Annotated in this window: 25 protein-coding genes and 1 other annotated feature; of the genes, 23 read left to right on the forward strand and 2 right to left on the reverse strand. The window is 32.8% G+C overall.

Features of this window, described 5'->3' with window-relative positions; genetic code table 11:
• Positions 1-562 precede the first annotated feature (562 nt).
• Complete coding sequence (locus HMPREF3125_RS03325) at positions 563-1945, reverse strand: MocR-like pyridoxine biosynthesis transcription factor PdxR (RefSeq protein WP_017638469.1); 1383 nt, start codon at positions 1943-1945, stop codon at positions 563-565.
• A gap of 96 nt (positions 1946-2041) precedes the next feature.
• Between HMPREF3125_RS03325 and pdxS the strand changes: the two genes are divergently transcribed.
• Together pdxS and pdxT are read left to right on the forward strand one after the other, a co-directional pair.
• Complete coding sequence (pdxS, locus tag HMPREF3125_RS03330) at positions 2042-2929, forward strand: pyridoxal 5'-phosphate synthase lyase subunit PdxS (RefSeq protein WP_017638468.1); 888 nt, start codon at positions 2042-2044, stop codon at positions 2927-2929.
• Positions 2930-2932: 3 nt separating this feature from the next.
• On the forward strand, positions 2933-3490 hold the full coding sequence (gene pdxT, locus HMPREF3125_RS03335) for a pyridoxal 5'-phosphate synthase glutaminase subunit PdxT (RefSeq protein WP_017638467.1): 558 nt from the start codon (positions 2933-2935) through the stop codon (positions 3488-3490).
• Positions 3491-3555: 65 nt separating this feature from the next.
• Here pdxT and HMPREF3125_RS03340 read toward each other — a convergent pair whose 3' ends face one another.
• Positions 3556-4770, reverse strand: a complete 1215-nt coding sequence (locus HMPREF3125_RS03340) for a NupC/NupG family nucleoside CNT transporter (protein ID WP_046466371.1) — start codon at positions 4768-4770, stop codon at positions 3556-3558.
• Between the two features lie 158 nt (positions 4771-4928).
• Here HMPREF3125_RS03340 and HMPREF3125_RS03345 point away from each other — a divergent pair, with 158 nt between their 5' ends.
• The 21 genes from HMPREF3125_RS03345 (at position 4929) to HMPREF3125_RS03440 (ending at position 23453) form a co-directional block, all read left to right on the forward strand.
• On the forward strand, positions 4929-5390 hold the full coding sequence (locus HMPREF3125_RS03345; protein ID WP_002451197.1) for a CtsR family transcriptional regulator: 462 nt from the start codon (positions 4929-4931) through the stop codon (positions 5388-5390).
• Positions 5391-5410: 20 nt separating this feature from the next.
• Entirely contained in the window at positions 5411-5965 is a 555-nt protein-coding gene (locus HMPREF3125_RS03350) for a UvrB/UvrC motif-containing protein (RefSeq protein ID WP_029056340.1), read from the forward strand.
• On the forward strand, positions 5958-6962 hold the full coding sequence (locus HMPREF3125_RS03355) for a protein arginine kinase (protein ID WP_037555779.1): 1005 nt from the start codon (positions 5958-5960) through the stop codon (positions 6960-6962). Before HMPREF3125_RS03350 ends, HMPREF3125_RS03355 begins: the two co-directional genes overlap by 8 nt.
• Before the next feature lie 15 nt (positions 6963-6977).
• On the forward strand, positions 6978-9431 hold the full coding sequence (locus tag HMPREF3125_RS03360) for an ATP-dependent Clp protease ATP-binding subunit (RefSeq protein WP_070451962.1): 2454 nt from the start codon (positions 6978-6980) through the stop codon (positions 9429-9431).
• A 334-nt stretch (positions 9432-9765) separates the two neighbouring features.
• Positions 9766-11130 carry a DNA repair protein RadA gene (gene radA, locus HMPREF3125_RS03365; protein ID WP_029056343.1) on the forward strand — a complete coding sequence of 455 codons (1365 nt, stop codon included), beginning with the start codon at positions 9766-9768 and terminating at the stop codon, positions 11128-11130.
• Positions 11131-11156: 26 nt separating this feature from the next.
• Positions 11157-12230 (forward strand): PIN/TRAM domain-containing protein, encoded by a 1074-nt coding sequence (locus HMPREF3125_RS03370; protein ID WP_070451965.1) that lies wholly within the window; start codon positions 11157-11159, stop codon positions 12228-12230.
• A 284-nt stretch (positions 12231-12514) separates the two neighbouring features.
• Positions 12515-13969 (forward strand): glutamate--tRNA ligase, encoded by a 1455-nt coding sequence (gltX, locus tag HMPREF3125_RS03375; RefSeq protein ID WP_017638460.1) that lies wholly within the window; start codon positions 12515-12517, stop codon positions 13967-13969.
• 365 nt (positions 13970-14334) lie between these two features.
• Entirely contained in the window at positions 14335-14964 is a 630-nt protein-coding gene (gene cysE, locus HMPREF3125_RS03380) for a serine O-acetyltransferase (protein WP_176745279.1), read from the forward strand.
• Complete coding sequence (gene cysS, locus HMPREF3125_RS03385) at positions 14948-16348, forward strand: cysteine--tRNA ligase (protein WP_070451968.1); 1401 nt, start codon at positions 14948-14950, stop codon at positions 16346-16348. The genes cysE and cysS overlap by 17 nt, the downstream gene beginning before the upstream one ends.
• A gap of 1 nt (position 16349) precedes the next feature.
• Complete coding sequence (locus HMPREF3125_RS03390; RefSeq protein ID WP_070451995.1) at positions 16350-16739, forward strand: Mini-ribonuclease 3; 390 nt, start codon at positions 16350-16352, stop codon at positions 16737-16739.
• Between the two features lie 4 nt (positions 16740-16743).
• The gene (gene rlmB / locus HMPREF3125_RS03395) at positions 16744-17490 is read left to right on the forward strand and encodes a 23S rRNA (guanosine(2251)-2'-O)-methyltransferase RlmB (protein ID WP_017638456.1); all 747 of its coding nucleotides are present in this window, start codon (positions 16744-16746) and stop codon (positions 17488-17490) included.
• Positions 17490-18017 carry an NYN domain-containing protein gene (locus HMPREF3125_RS03400; RefSeq protein ID WP_017638455.1) on the forward strand — a complete coding sequence of 176 codons (528 nt, stop codon included), beginning with the start codon at positions 17490-17492 and terminating at the stop codon, positions 18015-18017. Before rlmB ends, HMPREF3125_RS03400 begins: the two co-directional genes overlap by 1 nt.
• Before the next feature lie 70 nt (positions 18018-18087).
• Positions 18088-18669, forward strand: coding sequence for a sigma-70 family RNA polymerase sigma factor (locus HMPREF3125_RS03405; protein ID WP_029056347.1), 582 nt, complete (start codon positions 18088-18090; stop codon positions 18667-18669).
• A gap of 118 nt (positions 18670-18787) precedes the next feature.
• The gene (gene rpmG, locus HMPREF3125_RS12435) at positions 18788-18931 is read left to right on the forward strand and encodes a 50S ribosomal protein L33 (RefSeq protein WP_026083498.1); all 144 of its coding nucleotides are present in this window, start codon (positions 18788-18790) and stop codon (positions 18929-18931) included.
• A 53-nt stretch (positions 18932-18984) separates the two neighbouring features.
• Positions 18985-19167, forward strand: a complete 183-nt coding sequence (secE, locus tag HMPREF3125_RS03410; RefSeq protein WP_017637530.1) for a preprotein translocase subunit SecE — start codon at positions 18985-18987, stop codon at positions 19165-19167.
• Positions 19168-19177: 10 nt separating this feature from the next.
• Positions 19178-19726 carry a transcription termination/antitermination protein NusG gene (gene nusG / locus HMPREF3125_RS03415; protein WP_002451213.1) on the forward strand — a complete coding sequence of 183 codons (549 nt, stop codon included), beginning with the start codon at positions 19178-19180 and terminating at the stop codon, positions 19724-19726.
• A 181-nt stretch (positions 19727-19907) separates the two neighbouring features.
• Positions 19908-20330 carry a 50S ribosomal protein L11 gene (gene rplK, locus HMPREF3125_RS03420; RefSeq protein WP_017637531.1) on the forward strand — a complete coding sequence of 141 codons (423 nt, stop codon included), beginning with the start codon at positions 19908-19910 and terminating at the stop codon, positions 20328-20330.
• A 219-nt stretch (positions 20331-20549) separates the two neighbouring features.
• Positions 20550-21245, forward strand: coding sequence for a 50S ribosomal protein L1 (gene rplA / locus HMPREF3125_RS03425; RefSeq protein ID WP_017637532.1), 696 nt, complete (start codon positions 20550-20552; stop codon positions 21243-21245).
• Positions 21246-21595: 350 nt separating this feature from the next.
• Positions 21596-21740, forward strand: a sequence feature (ribosomal protein L10 leader region).
• A gap of 38 nt (positions 21741-21778) precedes the next feature.
• Positions 21779-22279 carry a 50S ribosomal protein L10 gene (gene rplJ, locus HMPREF3125_RS03430; RefSeq protein ID WP_017637533.1) on the forward strand — a complete coding sequence of 167 codons (501 nt, stop codon included), beginning with the start codon at positions 21779-21781 and terminating at the stop codon, positions 22277-22279.
• Between the two features lie 39 nt (positions 22280-22318).
• Entirely contained in the window at positions 22319-22687 is a 369-nt protein-coding gene (gene rplL, locus HMPREF3125_RS03435) for a 50S ribosomal protein L7/L12 (RefSeq protein ID WP_017637534.1), read from the forward strand.
• A gap of 157 nt (positions 22688-22844) precedes the next feature.
• Complete coding sequence (locus tag HMPREF3125_RS03440) at positions 22845-23453, forward strand: class I SAM-dependent methyltransferase (protein WP_017637535.1); 609 nt, start codon at positions 22845-22847, stop codon at positions 23451-23453.
• Positions 23454-23470 lie beyond the last annotated feature (17 nt).

A 23470-nucleotide genomic window follows, 5' to 3' on the forward strand; every position in this document is an offset into this window, starting at 1 on the left:
AGCCGCATTGAGACCGTAAGGTCTCTTTTTTTATGCCTAAAAAGTGTAGTGCTTTAAATCATCAACAAGGAGAAAACGTTTGAAGTCGATGATTTGAGGAAAGAACGCTACGAGCTTAGTCGAGCTAAGTGAGTAAGAGAGAGACGAAAAAGAAGAAGAATGCGAGCGTTTATCTCGAGTTGAGAAAGCTCCTTAGCGCCGATGGTAGCAGACTAACGTTCTAAAGCAAAACAGCGATTTATAATCGCATTGTTTTACTTACTTAATAGCTTTAGCTATTAAGTACAACTATATATGCTAGGCAAATAATAGGATGCGATGAGCCGCATTGAGACCGTAAGGTCTTTTTTTATGTCTTAATTTATCTATTTAAAAAAAACTGAACGGATGAAAATTCAAATTTTATCTGTCCAGTTTTTTAATACAATATTTTTGGATGATGAAATCATTTTTAGAATATGCAACTAATATATTAAGGAATGTTTTTGTAAAGTTAATTATAAATACAATAGACTAAAGTCAATTGCATAAGTAACACTAACTTTTTAAATAAAAAGAAGTGTTACTTTATAATTAACGAATTAATAAGGGCTTCTGTATGTGAATTTAATTGTTCTTTTGGAATTCCTCCAAAACCTATAATAAACTTTGGTTTTATTTTTACATCATCATCGAATTGATATGGTGTTAATTTTAATGAGTGATGTTTAGCACGATCTATGCATTCTTCCATACTTAATCCATTTAAAACTGTTAATGTAAAATGCATACCAGTTAAAGCACCATCAACTTTTAGTTGTTCTTCATATGGGGAAAGTGCATTTAAAATATACGTTAATTTTTCTTTATAAATTTTCCTCATTTTATTTAAATGACGTTCAAAACTTCCACTGCTCATGAATTGAGCGATAATTCTTTGTATATGTACTGGAGCAGTGTTTGCTTCACTATAATCATATTGGTGGTATAAATCTAATATTTTAGGAGGTAATACTATATACGCTATTCTACAGCTTGGGTAAATTGATTTAGAGAATGTACTGATGTAAATAATTTTATCTTGTGAATCTAGACTTTGTAATGCGGGTATTGGCTTTCCAAAATATCTAAACTCTGAATCATAATCATCTTCAATAATATATCTGTTAGTTTGATGTTGAGCCCAATTGATAAGCTGTGTTCTTTTTTTCAAATTCATAACGTGTCCTGTTGGAAATTGATGTGATGGAGTAATATAAAGTACGTTATAATTCGAAGAAAAAATGGGTTTAGTTTGTATGCCGCTTTTTTCGACTGGTACTTGTAAATATTTAAATTTCTTTTTATCTAGAACTTGTTTAATAGGTGGATAACTTGGCTTTTCAATAATAAATGATGAAGATTCAAGTATATCAGTTAGCATATTTAATAATTGTTCAGTAGAAGAACCAATAACAATTTGTTGAGGGTGCGCAGTAACACCTCTACTAGTGAATAAGTAATGTGCAATTTGTTGTCTTAATTCGAATTCCCCTTGTTTATTACCTCTTTGTAAAAAATCTAAGTTATGATCTTCAAATACTTCTTTAGCGTATTTCCGGAATAAATGAGATGGGAAATGTTCTGCATCAATTTCTGATAAATTAAAAGAATAATCATAATCATTATGTTCTACATTTAAATCAATTCCATCAATTTGTTCATTTGAAATTGTTACATAGGGGTTAGGAAGAACCGGTAATGATTCAATATCAGATACATAGTATCCAGATCTCGGTTTAGAGTATATAAATCCTTCATCTAGTAGTAATTGATAGGCATGCTCAATCGTTGTGTTACTTAAAGATAAATGTTCGCTTAATTGTCGTTTAGAGGGAAATCTATCGTTGGATTGATATTGTCCTTCTATTATTTGTTTTTTCAGTTTTTCATATAAATCTAAATATAATGAATTAGAATGTCTCATTAAACTGACCGCCTTTATTATGTATAAATTGAACCTTTTTAAATATCAGTTTATCCTTTACAATAAATTTAATCAAGAAGTAAAGGGGTAGATTGTATGTCTAAAATAGTTGGATCTGAAAGAGTTAAACGTGGTATGGCTGAAATGCAAAAAGGCGGCGTCATTATGGACGTAGTTAATGCTGAACAAGCGAAAATTGCTGAAGAAGCTGGTGCTGTAGCAGTAATGGCTTTAGAAAGAGTACCTTCTGATATTAGAGCGGCGGGTGGCGTTGCTCGTAGTGCTAATCCTAAAATTGTTGAAGAAGTAATGAATGCAGTATCAATCCCAGTAATGGCTAAAGCACGAATTGGTCATATTACAGAGGCGCGCGTTTTAGAAGCAATGGGAGTGGACTATATAGATGAATCAGAAGTATTAACTCCAGCAGATGAAGAATACCATTTACGTAAAGATCAATTCACTGTACCTTTCGTTTGTGGTTGTCGTAATCTGGGCGAAGCAGCTCGTCGTATTGGCGAAGGAGCAGCTATGTTACGTACTAAAGGAGAGCCTGGTACAGGTAATATAGTAGAAGCAGTTAGACATATGAGAAGAGTGAATGCTGAAGTAAGTCGTTTGACTGTAATGAATGATGACGAAATCATGACTTTTGCCAAAGATATTGGTGCACCATACGAAGTATTAAAACAAATTAAAGATCATGGTAGATTACCAGTCGTAAACTTTGCAGCTGGTGGTGTTGCTACTCCTCAAGATGCTGCCTTAATGATGGAATTAGGCGCAGATGGAGTATTTGTTGGATCAGGTATTTTTAAATCTGAAGATCCGGAAAAATTTGCTAAAGCTATCGTTCAAGCTACTACTCATTATCAAGACTATGAACTTATCGGTAAACTAGCAGCAGAATTAGGTACAGCTATGAAAGGTTTAGATATTAATCAAATTTCTTTAGAAGAACGTATGCAAGAGCGTGGTTGGTAGTATATGAAAATAGGTGTATTAGCACTGCAAGGAGCAGTTCGAGAACATATTCGACATATAGAGTTAAGTGGTCATGAAGGTATTGCAATCAAAAAAGTAGAACAGTTAGATGATATTGATGGCTTAATATTACCTGGTGGCGAGTCAACAACATTGAGAAGATTAATGGATTTATATGGTTTTAAAGAAAAGTTACAACAATCAGAATTACCTATGTTTGGTACATGTGCAGGGCTAATAGTATTAGCCAGTGATGTTGAAGGAGAAACTGGATATTTAAATAAGTTGGATATTACTGTTGAACGTAATTCATTTGGAAGACAGGTAGATAGTTTTGAATCCGAATTAGAAATAAAAGGTATAGCTACTGATATTGAAGGCGTATTTATTAGAGCACCTCATATAGCAAAAGTTGGAGATAATGTTGAAATCTTAAGCGAAGTAGGCGACAAAATTGTCGCTGTAAAGCAAGATAAATATTTAGGAGTTTCTTTCCATCCAGAATTAACAGATGATTACCGAGTAACTGATTATTTTATTAATCATATGATTCAAAAATAAAAATAAGGCAATGCATGATTGGATTGGTTACAAACTCCAATGTATGCATTGCCTTTTATTTATTATTAGATGAAGAATCCAGCAATTGCTGCTGAAATAAATGATACTAATGTTGCACCGAATAATAATTTTAATCCGAATCTTGCAACAACATCACCTTTTTTATCATTAAGAGATTTAATAGCACCTGAAATAATTCCAATAGAACTAAAGTTTGCAAATGATACTAAGAATACTGAAGTAACACCTTTAGCATGTTCAGAAATCCCATTTAATTTACCAAGTGCTTGCATTGCCACAAATTCATTTGATAATAGTTTAGTAGCCATCACAGAACCTGATTGAACTGCATCGTTCCATGGAACACCTGCTAAAAATGCAAACGGAGCAAATACAAATCCAATTAAAGTTTGGAAATCCCATTTGATTGCGCCACCACTTGCTAAACTAAAGCCGCCGCTCACTAAACCATTTAGTAATGCGATAATTGCGATATATCCAATTAACATTGCACCAACTATTACTGCAACTTTAAATCCGTCTAAGATATACTCTCCAAGCATTTCAAAGAAAGATTGATTTTTTGTTTCACTTTCAGCAACTAATAATTTATCATCTTCTTCATTAACTTTATATGGATTAATGATAGATGCAATAATGAAGCCACCAAATAAATTTAATACAACAGCTGTTACAACGTATTTTGGTTCAATCAATGTAAAGTAAGCACCAATAATTGAAGCTGATACTGTAGACATTGCTGATGCCGTTAATGTATATAAACGTTGTTTAGGTATGTAAGGTAATTGTTGTTTTAATGAGATAAAAACTTCTGATTGACCTAAAATTGCTGCTGCTACAGCATTGTATGATTCTAATCTGCCCATACCATTAATTTTTGAAATAAGAAAACCTAAGACATTAATAATAAGAGGTAAAATTCTTGTATACTGCAAGATACCAATTAATGCTGAAATAAATACAATTGGTAATAAAACGTTAAAGAAAAATGGTGGGTTTTTAGGGTCAACATATTTAAAACCACCAAAAACAAAATTAACTCCTTCAGCTGCTTTTGACAATAAATAACCAAATCCATTAGATATAGCACCAATGACTGAAATACCAATATTAGTTTTAAGTAAAATAAACGCAAAAATTAATTGAATAACTAGCAATAATCCAACATATTGCCATCGAATATTCTTTCTATCTGAACTAAATAAGTACGCGAGTGCTAAGAAGAAAATGATTCCAATAATCCCAATGAGAATATGCATGTGTTTTTTCATTCCTTTAATTTATTCTATTGTCTATCATACAATAAAATAGAAACGCTAACATCATAAATTTTAAAAATTTAAAGTCAAAATAATTGAAAATGGTCAAAGTTGGTCATATAATATAGTCAAAGAAGGTCAAAAAAGAGGTGATAATCATGCATAATATGTCCGACATCATAGAACAATACATTAAACATTTATTTGAAGAAACCAATGAAGACGTGGTTGAAATTCAAAGAGCAAACATAGCTCAACGTTTCGATTGTGTCCCTTCTCAATTAAACTATGTTATTAAAACACGATTCACAAATGAGCATGGTTACGAAATAGAAAGTAAACGTGGTGGCGGTGGTTACATCCGAATCACAAAAATTGAAAACAAAGATGAGACAGGTTATATTAATCATTTACTTCAGTTAATAGGTCCATCCATATCTCAACAACAAGCACTCTATTTAATAGATGGGTTGTTAGATAAAGGACTAGTTAATGAAAGAGAAGCTAAAATGATTATTGCAGCAATTGATCGAGAAACTCTGAAAATGGATATTGTATCTCGTGATATTATTAGAGCTAATATTCTCAAAAGAATTTTACCAGTTATCAATTATTATTAGGAGAATTGAGGTGTTGCTTTTTGCTTTGCGAAAATTGCCATTTAAATGAGGCTGAAGTTAAATTAACTGTTAAAAGTAAAGATGGTGTGCAAGAAAAATGGGTATGTAGTACTTGTGCACAAGGTGATAATCCATGGACACATCAAGAACAATCATCATATCATCAAGATGATATCGAAGAAGCATTTGTTGTAAAACAAATATTACAACATTTAGCTACTAAGCATGGTATTAATTTTCACGAAATGGCATTTAAAGAAGAAAAGCGATGTCCAACTTGTCAGATGACATTAAAAGATATTGCACATGTAGGTAAATTCGGTTGTTCAGATTGTTATGCAACTTTTAAAGATGACATTTTAGACATTGTTAGACGTGTGCAAGGTGGTCAATTTGAACATGTTGGAAAAGTACCTCAGTCTTCTTATCATAAACTTGCACTTAAAAAGAAAATCGAAGAAAAAAATCAATATTTACAAAAGTTAATAGATGAACAAGATTTTGAACAAGCAGCCATTATACGTGATGAAATTAAAGCGCTACGTGAAGAGGGCGAGGTGCAACATGATGAGTGACTTAGAGCCAAATGTAAGTAAATGGATGAAAACAGCAAAGGAAGCACCGGTTGTGATTTCATCAAGAATTCGTTTAGCTAGAAATCTAGAAAATCACGTTCACCCCCTTATGTTCCCAACAGAACAAGATGGATTCAGAGTTATTAATGAAGTACAAGATGCTTTACCTAATATGACTTTAAAAAGACTAGATGTGATGGACCAACAAAATAAAATGAAGTTAGTAGCTAAACATTTAGTAAGTCCAGAATTAATTAAACAACCGGCAGCAGCTGTCATGTTAAATGATGATGAATCTATCAGTGTAATGATAAATGAAGAAGACCATATAAGAATTCAAGCATTAGGTACTGATTTATCATTGGAAAGATTGTACAAAGAAGCCTCAGCACTTGATGATACAATAGATCAAAAACTTGATATTAGTTATGATGAACATTTAGGTTATTTAACTACTTGTCCTACTAATATAGGTACTGGGATGAGAGCAAGCGTGATGTTGCACTTACCAGGTCTTTCAATTATGAAAAGAATGACAGGCATTTCTCAAACTATAAATAGATTTGGATTTACAATTCGAGGTATTTATGGTGAAGGATCACAAGTATATGGTCATATTTATCAGGTTTCAAACCAATTAACATTGGGGAAAACAGAAGAAGAAATTATTGAAAACTTAACAGAAGTTATTAATCAGATTATAAATGAAGAGCTTCAAATTCGGGAAAGATTAGATGAGCATAAGCAATTAGAAACGTTAGATAGAGTTTATCGTTCGCTAGGAATACTTCAAAATAGCAGACTTATTTCTATGGAAGAAGCATCATACCGGTTGAGTGAAGTTAAATTAGGTATAGATTTAAATTATATTAAACTTGATAATTTTAAATTTAATGAATTAATGGTAGGCATTCAAACTCCATTTTTATTTGATGAAGAAGATGAAACACCAGTCAATGAAAAAAGAGCTAATATTTTGAGAGAACATATAAAATAGGAGGTAACACATTATATGCTATTTGGTAGATTAACAGAACGTGCGCAGCGTGTGTTAGCACATGCACAAGAAGAAGCAATTCGATTGAATCATTCAAATATTGGAACAGAACATCTTTTACTAGGTTTAATGAAAGAACCTGAAGGCATTGCAGCAAAAGTATTAGAAAGTTTTAATATTACAGAGGACAGAGTAGTAGAAGAAGTAGAAAAACTTATTGGACACGGTCAAGAACCAATGGCGACACTTCACTATACGCCTAGAGCTAAAAAAGTTATTGAATTATCAATGGATGAAGCACGAAAATTACATCATAATTTCGTAGGAACAGAACATATACTACTTGGTTTAATTAGAGAAAACGAAGGCGTAGCTGCACGTGTATTTGCAAATCTCGATTTAAATATTACAAAAGCACGTGCTCAAGTCGTTAAAGCTTTAGGTAGTCCAGAAATGAGTAATAAAAATGCTCAAGCAAATAAATCTAATAACACACCAACTTTAGATGGTTTAGCACGTGATTTAACAGTCATTGCTAAAGATGGAACATTAGATCCTGTAGTAGGACGTGATAAAGAAATCACACGTGTTATAGAAGTACTTAGTCGTCGTACTAAAAACAACCCAGTATTAATTGGTGAACCTGGTGTAGGTAAAACAGCGATTGCTGAAGGATTAGCGCAAGCAATTGTAAATAATGAAGTACCAGAAACATTGAAAAACAAACGTGTCATGTCTTTAGATATGGGAACAGTTGTAGCTGGAACTAAATATCGTGGCGAATTCGAAGAACGTTTGAAAAAAGTAATGGAAGAAATTCATCAAGCAGGCAATGTTATTCTATTTATTGATGAATTGCACACATTAGTCGGTGCTGGTGGAGCTGAAGGTGCCATAGATGCTTCTAATATTCTAAAACCTGCTTTAGCTCGTGGAGAATTACAATGCATTGGTGCGACTACTTTAGACGAATATCGCAAAAATATTGAAAAAGACGCAGCATTAGAACGTCGTTTCCAACCTATACAAGTTGATGAACCTTCAGTTGAAGATACTGTTGCAATTTTAAAAGGACTTCGTGACCGTTATGAAGCCCATCATCGTATTAACATTTCAGATGAAGCTTTAGAAGCGGCAACTAAATTAAGTCATCGTTATGTATCAGATAGATTTTTACCTGATAAAGCAATTGATTTAATTGACGAAGCAAGCTCAAAAGTAAGACTAAAAAGTCATACAACACCTAATAACTTAAAAGAAATTGAACAACAAATTGAAAAAGTTAAAAATGAAAAAGACGCAGCCGTTCACGCTCAAGAATTTGAAAACGCGGCAAATCTTAGAGATAAACAAACTAAATTAGAAAAACAGTTTGAAGAAGCTAAAAATGAATGGAAAAACGCACAAGATGGCGTAAGTACATCATTATCTGAAGAAGATATTGCAGAAGTTATTGCGGGTTGGACAGGTATTCCATTAACAAGAATTAATGAAACTGAATCAGATCGCTTACTTAACTTAGAAGACACATTACATCATCGAGTTATTGGTCAAAAAGATGCTGTGACTTCTATTAGTAAAGCGGTAAGACGTGCAAGAGCAGGATTAAAAGATCCTAAACGTCCAATTGGTAGCTTTATATTCTTAGGTCCTACAGGCGTAGGTAAAACAGAACTAGCTCGTGCTTTAGCTGAATCTATGTTTGGCGAAGATGATGCAATGATTCGTGTTGATATGAGTGAATTTATGGAAAAACACGCTGTCAGTCGTTTAGTTGGTGCCCCTCCTGGCTATGTAGGCCATGATGACGGTGGCCAATTAACTGAAAAAGTTAGACGTAAACCTTATTCAGTTATACTATTCGATGAAATTGAAAAAGCACATCCAGACGTATTTAATATCTTGCTACAAGTATTAGATGATGGTCATTTAACTGATACTAAAGGACGTCAAGTTGACTTCCGTAATACAGTGATTATTATGACTTCAAATGTTGGCGCTCAAGAATTACAAGATCAACGTTTCGCAGGTTTTGGTGGTGCCAATGATGGTCAAGATTATGAATCAATACGTAAAACAATGATGAAAGAACTTAAAAATGCATTCCGCCCAGAATTCTTAAACCGTGTGGATGACATTATTGTTTTCCATAAATTATCTAAAGATGAACTTAAAGAAATCGTAACTATGATGGTTAATAAATTAACACTACGCTTATCAGAACAAAATATAAATATTGAAGTAACTGAAAAAGCTAAAGAAAAAATTGCTGAAGAAGGATATGACCCAGAATATGGTGCAAGACCACTTATCCGCGCAATTCAGAAGACAGTTGAAGATAACCTAAGTGAATTAATATTAGACGGTAATCAATTAGAAGGTAAGAATGTAACTGTTGATCATGATGGTGAAGAATTTAAATATGATATTCAAGATAAAAAAGAAGATAAAGCTTCTACAGAAGCGTAATCAACTTATAGATTGATTATTAATAAAGAGGTAGGGACTAAAATGTCCCTGCCTCTTTATTTAGTAATGTTAAATTAGAATCATTATAAAAAATAAATGAATACTCTATCAAGATGTGCCATAATAATAGACGATGATATCAAAGACTTTTGAAAAAATTAGTATGTATTGGTAACAAACAAGTATTGAACAATTAATACAATACAAAAATTGACATAATCATAGTTATTTTGAATAATTTTAAATAATTAATTAAAGTATTAACATTTAATTTGTCATTATGAATTTGTCAGTTTAAAATAGATTTGTTCTTAAATAAAACGGGGGTGCGAATTTGGCCAAGAAAAAAATAATATTTGAATGTATGGCATGTGGCTATCAATCTCCAAAATGGATGGGGAAATGCCCTAACTGTGGTGCATGGAACCAAATGGAAGAAATAGTTGAAAAAGCCGCCAATCCAAAACATGGTGTTAAATCCAAAGAAACTGCAGGAAAAGTACAAACACTGGACAGTATTAAACATGAATCTACACCACGAGTGCTTACAGAATCAAAAGAGTTTAACCGTGTACTTGGTGGAGGCATTGTAAATGGATCGCTTGTCTTAATAGGCGGTGACCCAGGTATTGGGAAGTCAACATTACTTTTACAAATTTGTGCTTCTCTCTCTCAATCTAAAAATGTTTTATACATTACAGGTGAGGAATCAATTAATCAAACAAAACTTCGTGCAGATCGCTTAGAAGAAGACTCAAGCAAGTTACAAGTGTTGGCTGAAACAGATCTAGAAGTAATCTATCAGACAGTTAAAGATATTAATCCAGATTTATTAGTCGTTGACTCAATACAAACAATTTATCACCCAGAAATTAGTTCCGCACCTGGTTCTGTCTCTCAAGTAAGAGAGAGTACACAAAGCTTAATGAATATCGCTAAACAAATGAATATCGCGACATTTATTGTTGGTCATGTTACTAAAGAGGGGCAAATAGCTGGACCTAGATTACTCGAACACATGGTTGATACAGTGCTTTATTTCGAAGGTGATGAACACCATGCCTATAGAATATTAAGAGCCGTTAAAAACCGTTTTGGTTCAACTAATGAGATGGGTATTTTTGAAATGAAACAAAGCGGGTTAAAAGGAGTTATGAATCCTTCCGAAATGTTTTTAGAAGAACGTTCTACTAATGTTCCAGGGTCAACAATAGTATCGACTATGGAAGGAACAAGACCTTTACTTATTGAAGTTCAGGCTTTAGTAACACCTACAACATTCAACAACCCACGTCGAATGGCTACAGGCATTGATCACAATCGCTTGAGCTTATTAATGGCAGTGTTAGAGAAAAAAGAAAATTATCTACTACAGCAACAAGATGCATATATTAAAGTAGCTGGAGGAGTGAAATTAACTGAACCAGCAGTTGATCTTAGTATTATAGTTGCTACTGCATCTAGTTTTAAAGATAAAGCAGTAGACGGCTTAGATTGTTTTATTGGCGAAGTTGGTTTGACTGGTGAAGTAAGACGAGTAGCAAGAATTGAACAGCGTGTTCAAGAAGCTGCAAAATTAGGATTTAAAAGGGTGATTATTCCACAAACTAATATTGGTGGTTGGACATTCCCTGAGGATATAAAAGTTGTCGGTGTATCATCAGTTCATGACGCATTAAAGTATGCATTTAATTCATAAATCATTTAAATGAAAGGAGGTAAAAAATGAATCCATTAAGATTAATTGTAATCGTTATTTATATGGTAGTAGGTGCAACATTAGGCATCATTATAATACCAGAAGTTATAAAAGATTTAGGCTTAAGTAATTATCCTATACTCACTAACTATTATATAGACGGATTAATTGGCATTGTTGTATTTTTTATTGTTTTTGGTTTCTTTATTAAACATATTACATACGCTTTTAAAGAATTAGAACATATAGTAATGAAGAGAAGCGCAGTAGAGATTTTGTTTGCAACTATTGGTTTAATTATCGGACTTTTAATATCCGTTATGATTTCATTTATCTTGGAATTGATTGGTAATTCCATTTTAAATCATTTTATACCAATTATTATTACGATGATTTTATGTTATTTTGGCTTCCAATTTGGTTTGAAAAAGAGAGACGAGATGTTGATGTTCTTACCGGAAAATATTTCACGCTCAATGTCTCAACATTCTTTTAAAGCAGTTCCAAAAATAATTGATACAAGTGCTATTATTGACGGCAGAGTTATCGATATTATGAAATGTGGGTTCATGGATGGAGAAGTACTTATTCCACAAGGTGTAATTAACGAATTGCAAATTATAGCGGATGCTAATGATAGTGTAAAGCGAGAAAAAGGACAACGTGGTTTGGATAAGCTCAATCAGATTTATGATTTAGAATATCCAACACGTGTCATTAACCCAACCAAATCACATAGTGATATTGATATGTTATTAATTAAATTAGCAAAACAACATCATGCGCATATTATTACGACGGACTTTAATCTTAATAAAGTATGTCACGTACATGGAATTAGTGCATTGAATGTTAATGATCTTTCAGAGGCAATTAAACCTAATGTACACCAAGGAGATCATTTGAATATTTTATTAACTAAAATGGGTAAAGAGCCGGGTCAGGGTGTCGGCTATCTAGATGATGGAACAATGGTTGTTGTCGATAATGCTAAAAAATTGATTGGACAACACGTGGATTTAGAAGTTATAAGTTTACTACAAACTTCTTCCGGACGTATTGTATTCGCTAAAAATTTAAATGAAACACCAACTGATTAAATGAATTTAATTTAAGCAGGCATTTTCATATAATCTGGAAATATATTACTTGAAAAATAAATGCGAGTAACTTATCAAAGTAGCTGAGAAGTGCTACAATAATTTTTGACACAATTTGTGAGATTAATGATTAATAAATTAGAAGGTAAATGACAAAGTCAATCATTATCAGACTATTGTTTACTGTATAAACATAATCATTCGTTACTTATTCAATAAAAAGTTGAATAAAATTGGTATACACCAATAAAACATTAATAATTTAAACTACAGGAGTGGATAAAATGAGTGAACGCGTAAGAGTAAGATACGCACCAAGTCCAACAGGTTACTTGCATATTGGTAATGCACGTACTGCTTTATTTAACTATTTATTTGCTAAACATTATGATGGCGATTTTGTAGTACGAATTGAAGATACTGATAAAAAACGTAACTTAGAAGATGGAGAATCTTCACAATTCGATAATTTAAAATGGTTAGGATTAGACTGGGATGAATCAGTAGATAAAGATAAAGGTTATGGACCTTATCGTCAATCTGAACGTGCAGACATCTATAATCCACTTATCAAACAATTATTAGATGAAGATAAAGCTTATAAATGTTATATGACTGAAGAAGAATTAGAAGAAGAACGCGAAGCTCAAATTGCGCGTGGTGAAATGCCAAGATATGGTGGCCAACATGCTCACTTAACTGAAGAACAACGCCAACAATTTGAAGCGGAAGGACGCCAACCATCAATTAGATTCCGTGTACCTAAAGACAAAACGTACGCATTTAACGATATGGTTAAAGGTGAAATTTCATTTGATTCAAATAATATGGGTGACTGGGTAATCGTTAAAAAAGACGGTGTACCAACATATAACTTTGCAGTAGCAATTGATGATCACTTTATGGAAATCACTGATGTTATTCGTGGTGACGATCATGTTTCAAACACACCTAAACAATTAATGATTTATGAAGCATTTGGATGGGAAGCACCAAGATTTGCTCATATGTCACTTATTGTTAATGAAGAGCGTAAAAAATTAAGTAAACGTGATGGCCAAATTTTACAATTTATCGAGCAATATCGTGATTTAGGTTATTTACCAGAAGCTTTATTTAACTTCATTACTTTATTAGGATGGTCACCTGAAGGCGAAGAAGAAATTTATTCTAAAGAAGAATTCATTAAAATCTTTGATGAAAAACGTTTATCTAAATCACCAGCATTCTTTGATAAACAAAAATTAGCTTGGGTAAACAACCAATATATGAAACAAAAAGATACTGAAACAGTATTTGAATTAGCTTTACCACATTTAATCAAAGCTAACTTAATCCCAGAAAATCCATCTGAAGAAGATTTAGATTGGGGACGTAAGCTTGTCGCTTTATATCAAAAAGAAATGAGTTATGCAGGAGAAATCGTACCACTTTCAGAAATGTTCTTTAAAGAAATGCCAGAATTTGGAGAAGAAGAACAAGAAGTGATTAATGGAGAACAAGTTCCTGAATTAATGACTCATTTATATGGTAAATTAGAAGCACTTGAACCATTTGAAGCTACAGAAATTAAAAAAACAATTAAAGAAGTTCAAAAAGAAACTGGTATAAAAGGTAAACAATTATTTATGCCAATTCGTGTAGCTGTAACTGGTCAAATGCATGGTCCTGAATTACCAAATACAATTGAAGTACTTGGTAAAGATAAAGTATTATCTCGTTTGAAACAGTATATTTAAAAAGTGAAATTAAAGTTGAATTAAAATTCACACTTGAAAAATTACAATTTACCACATAATATTAAAAGTAATAAGTGAGTTAATCAAAGGATTAGTAATTAAGTAGTACATGATTCAGAGAGTGTGCGGTTGCTGCGAGCACATCATGGAATTTAATGAATGCACCTTTGATCTATAAAATAAATTCAAATATGGATTAAATGAGAGTAAATCAAATGTTGAGTTAATTGAATTGTGATTTACTAAATGAAGAGTGGAACCGTGCTTTTGCGCCTCTAGCAATTATTGTTAGAGGTGCTTTTTTATTAAATAATTTTAGTTGATAGTCTAATAAGGCTAAGGGGGAGAATGTTTTGTTAAAAAGAATGAGAGACGATATAAAAATGGTATTTGAACAGGATCCAGCAGCACGATCAACTATTGAAGTCGTTACAACTTATGCAGGTCTACATGCGGTATGGAGTCATTTAATTGCACATAAATTATATAATAAACAACGCTATGTAGCTGCAAGAGCAATATCTCAAATCTCAAGGTTTTTTACAGGTATAGAAATACATCCAGGCGCTAAAATAGGAAAACGATTATTTATTGACCATGGCATGGGAGTGGTTATAGGGGAAACATGTACTATTGGTGATAACGTGACAATATATCAAGGTGTTACTTTAGGTGGTACTGGTAAAGAAAAAGGAAAGAGACACCCAGATATTGGTGACAACGTGTTAATTGCAGCCGGCTCAAAAGTGTTAGGTAATATTCAAATTAGCTCTAATGTAAATATAGGTGCTAATTCAGTGGTATTACAATCAGTACCAAGCTACTCAACAGTAGTAGGAATACCGGGTCATATTGTTAAACAAGATGGTAAACGCATTGGTAAAACATTTGATCATCGAAATTTACCAGATCCATTATATGAACAAATTAAACACTTAGAAAGACAACTTGAAAAAACTAGAAACGGGGAGATTCAAGATGATTACATTATATAATACGTTAACGCGTCAAAAAGAGACTTTTGAACCTATAGAACCAGGTAAGGTAAAAATGTATGTTTGTGGGCCTACAGTATACAACTATATTCATATTGGTAATGCAAGACCTGCAATCAACTATGATGTCGTACGTAGATATTTTGAATATAAAGGCTATGAAGTAATATATGTATCAAACTTTACTGATGTGGATGACAAACTAATTAATCGTTCAAAAGAACTTAACGAAAGTGTTCCAGAAATTGCAGATAAATATATAAAAGCATTTTATGAAGATGTTGGTGCGCTTAACGTTAAAAAAGCTACATCAAATCCAAGAGTAATGAATCACATGGATGAAATTATAGATTTCATCAAGAAATTAGTGGATGAAGGCTATGCTTATGAAAGTAACGGAGATATTTATTTCAGAACACGTCAATTTAAAGATTATGGTAAGTTAAGTCATCAATCGATTGATGACTTAAAAGTAGGTGCTCGTATCGAAACAGGAGACCAAAAAGAAGATGCACTAGACTTTACTTTATGGAAAAAGGCGAAACCTGGCGAGATTAGTTGGGAAAGTCCTTTTGGCGAAGGTCGTCCTGGATGGCATATTGAATGTTCAGTAATGGCATTTCACGAGCTTGGACCAACAATCGATATTCATGCAGGAGGTTCAGATTTACAATTCCCTCACCATGAAAATGAAATTGCACAATCAGAAGCACATAACCATGCACCATTTGCTAATTATTGGATGCATAATGGCTTTATAAATATCGACAATGAAAAAATGAGTAAATCTTTAGGTAACTTTATTTTAGTGCACGATATTATAAAAGAAATTGATCCGGATGTCTTACGTTTCTTCATGATTAGTGTGCATTATCGTAGTCCAATTAACTATAATTTAGAACTTGTAAGTGCAGCTAAAAGTGGTCTAGAACGTATTAGAAATAGTTATCAATTAATTGAAGAAAGAGAAGCAATAGCTACTGATATTGAAAATCAAGAAGAATATATCGACCAAATTAATGATATCTTAGCAAATTTTGAATCAGTGATGGATGATGACTTTAATACAGCTAATGCTGTAACAGCTTGGTATGATTTAGCGAAATTAGCCAATCGATATGTATTAGAAAATGTTACTTCAACTCAAGTTATTCATAGATTTAAAGAAGTTTATCAAATATTTAGTGATGTATTAGGCGTACCATTAAAAGGAAAACAACAAGATGATTTATTAGATGAAGACATTGAAAAATTAATTGAAGAGCGTAATGAAGCTAGAAAAAATAAAGATTTCGCACGTGCTGATGAAATTAGAGACCATTTAAAAGAGAAAAATATTATATTAGAAGATACTCCTCAAGGTGTTAGATTTAAACGTGGATAATATGAATACGAAATTACTTAATCCTTTAACATTAGCTTATATGGGTGATGCCGTTTTAGATCAGCATGTTCGTGAATATATCGTGCTCAAATTACGCAGTAAACCTAACCGATTACATCAAGTTTCAAAACAATATGTCTCAGCTAAAAGCCAAGCACAAACACTTGAAACGCTTATTGATGAAGATTGGTTTACTGAAGAAGAACTGGATATATTAAAAAGAGGGCGTAATGCTAAAAGTTATACTAAGGCTAAAAATACAGACATTCAAACTTACCGTAAGAGTTCATCTATAGAAGCGGTACTTGGTTATTTGTATTTAGAACATAATGAAGAACGATTGAAAGAATTGCTAAATAAAATAATAGAAATAGTTAATGAGAGGTCGTGAGTAAGTGGAAGATATAGTCATTGTTGGTAGACATGCAGTAAAAGAAGCTATTACTTCAGGTCATTCAATAAATAAGATTTTGATACAAGATGGTATAAAAAAACAACAAATCAACGATATTTTAAAAAATGCAAAAGATCAAAAAATCATAGTACAAACAGTGCCAAAATCTAAATTAGATTTTTTATCTACTGCACCCCATCAGGGAGTAGCTGCACTTATTGCACCATATGAATATGCTGATTTCGATCAATTTTTAAAACAACAAAAAGAAAAAGAAGGATTATCTACAGTTATGATATTAGACGGTTTAGAAGACCCTCATAACTTAGGTTCAATTTTAAGAACAGCTGATGCGTCTGGTGTTGATGGCGTCATAATTCCTAAACGACGTTCTGTTTCTTTAACTCAAACCGTTGCTAAGGCTTCTACAGGTGCCATACAGCATGTGCCTGTCATCAGAGTAACAAACTTAGCCAAAACAATTGATGAACTAAAAGATAATGGCTTTTGGGTTGCTGGTACAGAGGCAAATAATGCAACAGACTATAGAGAGTTAGAAGCCGATATGTCTCTAGCAATTGTTATAGGAAGTGAAGGACAAGGCATGAGTCGCTTAGTAAGTGATAAATGTGATTTCTATATTAAAATTCCTATGGTTGGTCATGTAAATAGTTTAAATGCATCAGTTGCTGCAAGTTTAATGATGTACGAGGTATTCCGTAAAAGACATTCGAACGGAGACGAATAATGAAGGAACGTTATTTAATTATTGACGGTTACAATATGATTGGCCAATCAACGACACTGAGTAAAATTGCTAAAGATAACCTTGAAGAAGCAAGAGAACAATTGATTGACGCTATTGCAAACTATAATGCTGTAATCGCCGACGAGATTGTTTGCGTATTCGATGCTTATGAACAATCTGGCATCGAAAGAGAGTATATGTATCACGGAGTTAGAACAGTATTTACTAAGGAAAAAGAAACGGCCGATAGCTTTATTGAGCGCTATGTTTATGAATTGTATAACAAACACACAACGCATATAACAGTTGTGACGAGTGATATGAGCGAACAACATGCTATTTTTGGTTCTGGTGCATATCGAATTTCCTCTAGAGAAATGTGGAGAGAATTAAAAGAAAATCAAATTACTGTTAGTAAATCGTTAGAAGACATCACAGAAAAGAAACCAAGAACTCGAATTCCGTTGTCTAAAGATATACTTGCAGAATTTGAAAAAATAAGAAGGGGTAACCATAAAAAAGATTAATTTTTGCAATATTGCTATTTATATTAGATATCTTATAAAATAGTCTTAAATTTTTGGAAAGGCTATTTATATGACACAAGAAAAAGGACAACTAGAACAACAACAAATATCGCCAGATTTGCAAAGATTAGAAATGGATTTAAAAAAGGTTATCCATCGATTCAATCCATTAATTATCAAAAGGATTAATTCTATTTCTCAAAATCAATTTGAAAAAGATGATTTATATCAAGAAATCTTGATTAAAATTTACAAAGCACTCAAACGGTATAATTACCAATGTGATGAATCATTTGTAAAATACGTATCATGTTTAATTAAATCTGTGAAATGTGATTATTATAGAAAATGTTTCTCTGATCAAAAGCAATTTAAAAATTTGGTTAATGAATATGTCATAGATTATCAAATTAATATACTTAATCGAGACGAGATAGAGGTCAATTTACAGAGAAAAGAAATAATAGAAGCAATCAATGTGATAAAACAATATTTGACACTTCAAGAACAAAAGGTATTTGATTTATATACTAAAGGTTATAAGCCTAAGGAAATCGCTAACCTATTATCTATTAAAGACAAAGTAGTTTACAATGCGATACAACGTTGTAAAATGAAAATAAGACATCATTTAGAATATAAGTTTAAATAGTGATAATAATATGAATACAAGAAACGATATAACCTTAATATGACGTATACTAGTTTGACATTCATATTTAGATTTATGTATAGTAGACTGGTATATTAATGAGTAAAGGTGAATGAATGTGAAAAAAGTACCCTTGAATTGTGAAGAGTGTGGCAATAGAAATTATAATGTACCCAAAAAAGAAGGCTCTGCTGAAAGATTGACCCTTAAGAAATACTGTTCAAGATGCAATGCTCATACAGTACATAAAGAATCAAAATAAACAATACGCAGCATGTGATAAAGATATTGTTAAAAGATTTGGAGGTTTTATTAGTGGCTAAAAAAGATAGCTTTTTTCAAGGTGTAAAATCTGAAATGGAAAAGACAAGTTGGCCAACTAAAGAGGAATTATTTAAATACACTGTTATAGTTGTTTCGACAGTAATATTCTTCTTAGTCTTTTTCTATGCCTTAGATTTAGGAATTACAGCGTTGAAAAATTTATTATTAGGTTAGGAGTGGCGACATGTCTGAAGAAGTAGGCGCAAAGCGTTGGTATGCAGTGCATACATACTCAGGATATGAAAACAAAGTTAAAAAGAATCTTGAAAAAAGAGTAGAATCAATGAATATGACAGAACAAATCTTTAGAGTTGTCATACCTGAAGAAGAAGAAACACAAGTTAAAGATGGAAAAGCTAAAAAACTTGTGAAAAAAACATTCCCTGGATATGTACTAGTAGAATTAGTAATGACAGATGAATCATGGTATGTAGTAAGAAATACACCAGGTGTAACTGGATTTGTCGGTTCAGCTGGAGCTGGATCAAAACCTAACCCATTATTACCAGAAGAAGTTCGCTTTATTCTTAAACAAATGGGATTAAAGGAAAAAACAATCGATGTCGAATTAGATGTTGGCGAACAAGTACGCATTAAATCTGGACCATTCGCAAACCAAGTCGGCGAAGTTCAAGAAATTGAAGCGGAAAAATTTAAATTAACAGTGTTAGTTGATATGTTCGGAAGAGAAACACCGGTAGAAGTTGAATTCGATCAAATCGAAAAATTATAGTAAACAAAATTAACATATATAATATATGAAAGTTGAAATTTTACTATTGCTTTCTGAAGTGAAACAGTGTTAAAATAATGTGGTCGCGCTTTTAGAGCGTTCATTTCGTCACGAAATGTTAAGAGTGGGAGGGCAAAACTGAGCCCTGTGACCACATCACGATATCAAGGAGGTGCACATCGTGGCTAAAAAAGTAGAAAAAGTAGTTAAATTACAAATTCCTGCAGGTAAAGCAAACCCAGCACCACCAGTTGGTCCAGCATTAGGTCAAGCAGGTGTGAATATTATGGGATTCTGTAAAGAGTTCAATGCACGTACTCAAGAGCAAGCAGGTTTAATCATTCCGGTAGAAATCAGTGTATATGAAGACCGTTCATTTACATTCATTACAAAAACTCCACCGGCTCCAGTACTACTTAAAAAAGCAGCTGGCGTTGAAAAAGGTTCAGGCGAACCTAACAAAAACAAAGTTGCTTCAGTAACTAAAGATCAAGTACGTCAAATTGCTAATGAAAAAATGCAAGATTTAAATGCTGCAGACGAAGAAGCAGCTATGCGTATTATCGAAGGTACTGCTCGTAGTATGGGTATCACTGTAGAATAATAAACAATCAAATCTAATTTGAAATGAACTGATTCAAACGATAAAAGCAGGTAACAGAATAGGTATAAACAATCCATTTTGTCTATGACATCTTAGCACTCAGTAGCTTGAAAAGGCTGATACGATTAAGAAACTATCTGTTATCTGCTCTTAACTTGTGGTAGACACAAGTAAATGTGGGAGGAAATTCCGCTAAAACCACTAAAGGAGGAACAATAAATGGCTAAAAAAGGTAAAAAGTATCAAGAAGCAGCTAATAAAGTTGACCGTACACAACACTATAGTGTTGAAGAAGCAGTTAAATTAGCTAAAGAAACAAGCATTGCTAACTTTGACGCATCAGTTGAAGTTGCATTCCGTTTAGGAATTGATACACGTAAAAATGACCAACAAATCCGTGGTGCAGTAGTGCTACCAAACGGAACTGGTAAATCACAACGTGTATTAGTATTTGCAAAAGGTGATAAAATCACTGAAGCTGAAGAAGCAGGCGCAGATTACGTAGGTGAATCTGATTACGTACAAAAAATCCAACAAGGTTGGTTCGACTTTGACGTAGTTGTTGCTACTCCAGACATGATGGGCGAAGTTGGTAAACTTGGTCGTGTATTAGGACCTAAAGGTTTAATGCCAAACCCTAAAACTGGTACTGTAACAATGGATGTTAAAAAAGCAGTTGAAGAAATCAAAGCTGGTAAAGTTGAATACCGTGCTGAAAAAGCTGGTATCGTACATGCTTCTATCGGTAAAGTTTCATTTAGCGATGAAAAATTAGTTGAAAACTTCAAAGCTTTACAAGATGTATTAGCAAAAGCTAAACCATCATCTTCTAAAGGTACTTACTTCAAATCTGTTGCTGTAACTACAACAATGGGTCCTGGAGTTAAAGTTGATACTTCTTCATTCAAATTATAATTAATAAATATAACCTAGGGCTGTTAAAGTCCTAGGTTTAATTTTTTAAAACGAAGAAACTCTAAGCATTAAAATGCATTACGAGAGGAACGCCACAGCTAAAGCTCATGCTCACAGTAGTTGACTGACCACTCATATCACAGAGCTCATGATTGGTCTAGTCAACCTTGTGGAGGCAACACTAAGAAATCAGATAGATTTGAGAGTTGCTCTCTAAGAAACTCTAAGCATTAAAATGCACTTCGAGAGGAACACTTGAGCTAAAGCTCATGCATAAGAAACTCTAAGCATTAAAATGCTAAGAGTTTCTAAAAAACATATTGACATATTACAATTAAGCAGTTATATTAAATATTGTGATTATTTTACCTAAGACAGTAGGAGTTATTTGATAACTTAAAACATAATCCTACCGAGGCTAAAATTGACTTGAACGTGACTATTAACTTTCAAGCACTTTTTGCCGTGGGTAGAAAGTGCTTTTTTTATTAAACTTAAAAAAAGCACCGAAAAAATTAAATGGAGGTGTCTGAATGTCTGCTATCATTGAAGCTAAAAAACAATTAGTTGATACAATTGCTGATCAACTTAAAAACTCAGTTTCAACAGTGATCGTTGACTACCGTGGTTTAACAGTAGCTGAAGTTACTGAATTACGTAAACAATTACGTGAAGCTGGTGTTGAGTATAAAGTATACAAAAACACAATGGTACGTCGTGCTGCTGAAAAAGCTGGTATCGAAGGCTTAGATGAATTCTTAACAGGTCCTACAGCTATCGCAACTTCAACTGAAGATGTAGTAGCTCCAGCAAAAGTTATTGCAGGATTTGCAAAAGAACATGAAGCGTTAGAAGTTAAAACAGGCGTTATGGAAGGAAATGTTATTTCAGCAGAAGAAGTTAAAACTGTTGGTTCATTACCTTCACACGATGGTCTTGTATCTATGCTTTTATCTGTATTACAAGCTCCAGTACGCAACTTCGCTTATGCGGTTAAAGCTGTTGGAGAACAAAAAGAAGAAAGCGCTGAATAATTGCGCATAAAAAATTAAAAATAACGGAGGAATTATAAAATGGCTAATCAAGAACAAATCATTGAAGCAATTAAAGAAATGTCAGTTTTAGAATTAAACGATTTAGTAAAAGCAATTGAAGAAGAATTTGGTGTAACTGCAGCAGCTCCAGTAGCAGCAGCAGGTGCAGCTGGTGGCGGCGACGCAGCAGCTGAAAAAACTGAATTTGATGTTGAATTAACTTCAGCTGGATCTTCAAAAATCAAAGTTGTTAAAGCAGTTAAAGAAGCAACTGGCTTAGGATTAAAAGACGCTAAAGAATTAGTTGACGGAGCTCCTAAAGTAATCAAAGAAGCTTTACCTAAAGAAGAAGCTGAAAAACTTAAAGAACAATTAGAAGAAGTTGGAGCAACTGTAGAATTAAAATAATTCTAGTTTCCTAACTAAATAATATAGTTACAAATTATATTTGTGACTACATTATTTGAGAAGTTAAAAACCCCGTTATTGCGATAACGGGGTTTTTAATTCATTTATAATAATTTTTTCAATTAATGTTATACAAAAGACTAATAGAGGTGAAGACATGAGTCATTACTATGATGAAAATCCGGATGTAAAAAGTGATGAAAAACATATCACTTATGAGTGTTATCAACAATCAATAGATTTAATTACAGATAATGGAGTTTTTTCTAGAGATAGAGTTGATTATGGATCTGACTTATTAATTCAAACATTCATAAATAACAATCCACCTGGTCCAAGTAAAACAATTGCTGATGTTGGTTGTGGATATGGTCCAATTGGATTAATGATTGCTAAGGTATCTCCACATCATCATATTACTATGTTAGATGTGAATAGAAGAGCCTTAGAATTAGCTAAAAAGAATAAAAAAAGAAATCACATTGAAAATGCGGATATTTTAGAGAGTGATGGGATGACTCAAGTTGAAGATAACCAATTTGATTTTGTATTAACTAATCCGCCAATCAGAGCGGGCAAAGATGTCGTTCATCGTATTTTTGAAGAAGCTTACCAAAAACTTAAAGTAAGTGGCGAGTTATTTGTCGTCATTCAAAAAAAGCAAGGTATGCCTTCCGCTAAAAAGAAAATGGATGAATTATTTAACAATGTGGAAGTTGTAAATAAAAGTAAAGGGTACTATATATTAAAAAGTTCAAAAGCTTGATTTAAGAGTAGTATTCT

It is taken from the genome of Staphylococcus sp. HMSC13A10 (assembly GCF_001808005.1).
Lineage (GTDB): Bacteria > Bacillota > Bacilli > Staphylococcales > Staphylococcaceae > Staphylococcus > Staphylococcus pasteuri.